The 2901-nt window shown below is 66.8% G+C and carries 2 protein-coding genes and 2 pseudogenes; 3 read left to right on the top strand and 1 reads right to left on the bottom strand.

Features of this window, described 5'->3' with window-relative positions:
• From B3T77_RS14355 to B3T77_RS14365, 3 genes and pseudogenes are all read left to right on the top strand, one after another.
• A pseudogene (locus B3T77_RS14355) lies at nucleotides 1-926 on the top strand (TSCPD domain-containing protein); the annotation flags it as partial.
• Nucleotides 927-983: 57 nt separating this feature from the next.
• Complete coding sequence (locus tag B3T77_RS14360) at nucleotides 984-1475, top strand: pentapeptide repeat-containing protein (RefSeq protein WP_292080520.1); 492 nt, start codon at nucleotides 984-986, stop codon at nucleotides 1473-1475.
• 81 nt (nucleotides 1476-1556) lie between these two features.
• Nucleotides 1557-2444, top strand: a complete 888-nt coding sequence (locus B3T77_RS14365) for a pentapeptide repeat-containing protein (protein ID WP_055755153.1) — start codon at nucleotides 1557-1559, stop codon at nucleotides 2442-2444.
• A gap of 220 nt (nucleotides 2445-2664) precedes the next feature.
• Here B3T77_RS14365 and tuf read toward each other — a convergent pair.
• Nucleotides 2665-2901 (bottom strand): annotated as a pseudogene (gene tuf, locus B3T77_RS14370) (elongation factor Tu); the annotation flags it as partial.

Genomic DNA, 2901 nt, shown 5'->3' on the forward strand with positions numbered 1-2901 from the left:
ACCTGCGGCGCGCCGTCGAGCCGTTCAGCGACATACCGGACATCGCGATCGAACCGATGGACTGGCGCACGACCTCGACACAGGCCGCGCGCCTGTTGAGCCAGGGCGCGCTGGACGGCCGACGCGCCCTTTGCCTGTCCCGCGCCGCACCGCCCGTCGGCCCGCTGCTGTCCCTGCCAAACATCGACGCCGCCCGCCCTGAACCTGCCCGCGAAGCGCCTCGCACGGCTCCGACGGAACGTGTCGTCGAACGCGTGGTCGAACGCGAACGCGCGCGCCGCAAGCTGCCCGACCGCCGCAAGGGCTATATCCAAAAGGCCGCCGTCGCGGGCCACAAGGTCTATATCCACACCGGCGAGTACGAAGACGGCGAGCTGGGGGAGATCTTCATCGACATGCACAAGGAAGGCGCCGCCTTCCGCAGCCTGATGAACAACTTCGCCATCGCCATCTCGATCGGCCTGCAATACGGCGTGCCGCTGGACGAGTTCGTGGACGCCTTCGTCTTCACCCGGTTCGAGCCGGCCGGCCGCGTCACCGGCAACGATTCGATCAAGTCGGCGACCTCGATCCTGGACTACATCTTCCGCGAACTGGGCGTCTCCTATCTGGACCGCGTCGAGTTGGCCAACGCCGGGACCGAAGACCTGAACGCGGACGGACTGGGGGACGGTAAACCCGACGCCAACGCGGCCGTGCCCGCCGCCCGCTTCATCTCCAAAGGGTTCGCGCGCGGTTCTGCGCCCGACAATCTGGTCGTCCTGCCCTTCGGCAAGAAGGGCGAGCCGGAAGCCCGCGCCGCCGCCAACAGCGAGGCCGTCGCCTGTCCCGCCTGCGGCGATTTTAGCCTGCAACAACGCGGCGCCGCCTGGGCCTGCGACACCTGCGGGGCGGCCCCGGCGCTTCAGGGCGGCGATCAGGGCTAGGTTAAGGGTTATGGCCTAGGGTTTGCTGACAGACGATCAAACGTCGGAGCCCGGTCCATGAAACGTACACTTTCCCTCGGCCTGATCGCCGCCCTGCTGGCCGTCGCCGCGCCTGCGCTGGCCCAAAACGCGGGTCAGATCGCCAGCGTGCGGCGCGGCGCCTCCTGCGCCGGTTGCAATCTTTTTCAGGGCGACTTTTCGGGGCTGGAGGCGCGGGGCCTGAACTTGGCCGGCTCACGCCTGCGTCAGGCGGACCTGAGCCTCAGCGTCATGAACCGCACGCGATTTTCCAACACCGACATGCGTGACGTCGAAGCCTATGGCGGCGTTTTCTCGGGCTCCAACTTCTCGCGTGCCAACCTGACCAATGCCAGTTTCGTCGGCGCCTATCTGGAGGGCGCTAGCTTCGCCGGCGCGACCCTGTCGGGGACTAATCTGTCGGGCGCCCAGCTGACGCGGGCCACCGGCCTGACCCAGGGCCAGCTGAACCAAGCCTGCGGCGACGGCTCCACCGTCCTGCCGCGTGGCCTTCGCATTCCGGCCTGCTGAGCGGCGCCGACCTTGCCTCGATTTCATGAAGTTACCTCGATTTAAGTAGGTGCGGCGGGGCTTTCGAGGCATTCAGAGTGCGTGAAACAGATCGCTGAACATATCCGGGTCCGCCCCACATTGGCTCTGCTGACGCTGGGACTGGCGCTCGCCGCCTCCCCCGCCTTCGCCGGGGTCGAGATGTCGATGCAGGACCGCGACGTGGCCCGTTCGGTGTCGCTGGGCGGATCGTGCAATCGCTGCGAACTGTCCGGCCGCAATCTCTCGGGCGCCACCTTCACCGGCGCCAGCTTCATGAACGCCACCCTGGTGGGCGCCAACCTACGCGGCGCCGAGATGATGGGCTCCAACTTCACCGGCAGTGATTTCAGCCGGGCCAACATGGGCGGGGTCGAGATCGTCGGCGCCAACTTCACCTCCGCCAACTTCACCGGGGCTCAGATCAACGGCGCCGAGGCGCAAGGATCGTCCTTCGTTCGCGCCAACCTGACCCGCGCCAACCTTTCGGGCAGCGAGATGCACGGGGTCAACTTCACCGGCGCCACCCTGGCCGGAACCAACTTCTCCAACTCGGAACTGTTCGGCGCCACACTGGCCAATGTTCGGGCGTCGGGCGCCAACTTCGCCAGCGCCGAAGTCACGGCCTCGAACCTTTCGGGCGGCGATTTCTCCAACGCGGACTTTTCGAACGCCAGCCTGGATGGGGCGCGATTGACCGGCGGCAGCTTCTCGCGCGCCGACTTCTCCAACGCCTCGCTGCGTCGAACCGACATTCGCGGCGCCGACCTGTCTGGCGCGCGAGGCCTAACGCAGGACCAGATCAGCGAAGCCTGCGGCGACGGCTCGACCCGCCTGCCCGGCCGCCTTTCGCCCCAGGCCTGCCGCAGCAGTTCTATTCGCATCGTCCGCGCAGCGCCCACGCCGCCGGTCCCGCCTCGCGTGCGAAACCTGGTCAACGCCGAAAACTAAGCCGTCCGCCTCGAACTCGTCCCTTCGGGACCGCCCCGTATCTCAGGCCTGACCCGCACCCCAAAGACCAGAGGCCTTGGCCTGCGGCGCAATCCGATGAAACTCGGACCTCTTACGGGCGCCTCTGGCGATCTGCGGGTAGCCCACAGCAAAACGGCCCCCGGATTGCTCCGGGGGCCGTTCTGTTACGCTACTGTTTCAGCCCGAAGGCCGGGTCTTCTTACTCGACGATCTTGGCGACGACGCCGGCGCCGACGGTGCGGCCGCCTTCACGGATGGCGAAGCGCAGGCCTTGATCCATCGCGATCGGCGTGATCAGCTCGACGTTCAGCTCGGCGTTGTCGCCCGGCATGATCATCTCGACGCCTTCCTTCAGGTGAACGATGCCGGTCACGTCCGTCGTGCGGAAGTAGAACTGCGGGCGATAGTTCGTGAAGAACGGGGTGTGACGACCGCC

This window comes from Brevundimonas sp. UBA7838 (genome assembly GCF_002500885.1).
Taxonomy (GTDB): Bacteria; Pseudomonadota; Alphaproteobacteria; order Caulobacterales; family Caulobacteraceae; genus Brevundimonas; species Brevundimonas vesicularis_C.

Bases quoted from the DNA above. Each gene is read 5' to 3' on its own strand.
- B3T77_RS14360 (WP_292080520.1), top strand. From the start codon at position 984: ATGAAACGTACACTTTCCCTCGGCCTGATCGCCGCCCTGCTGGCCGTC.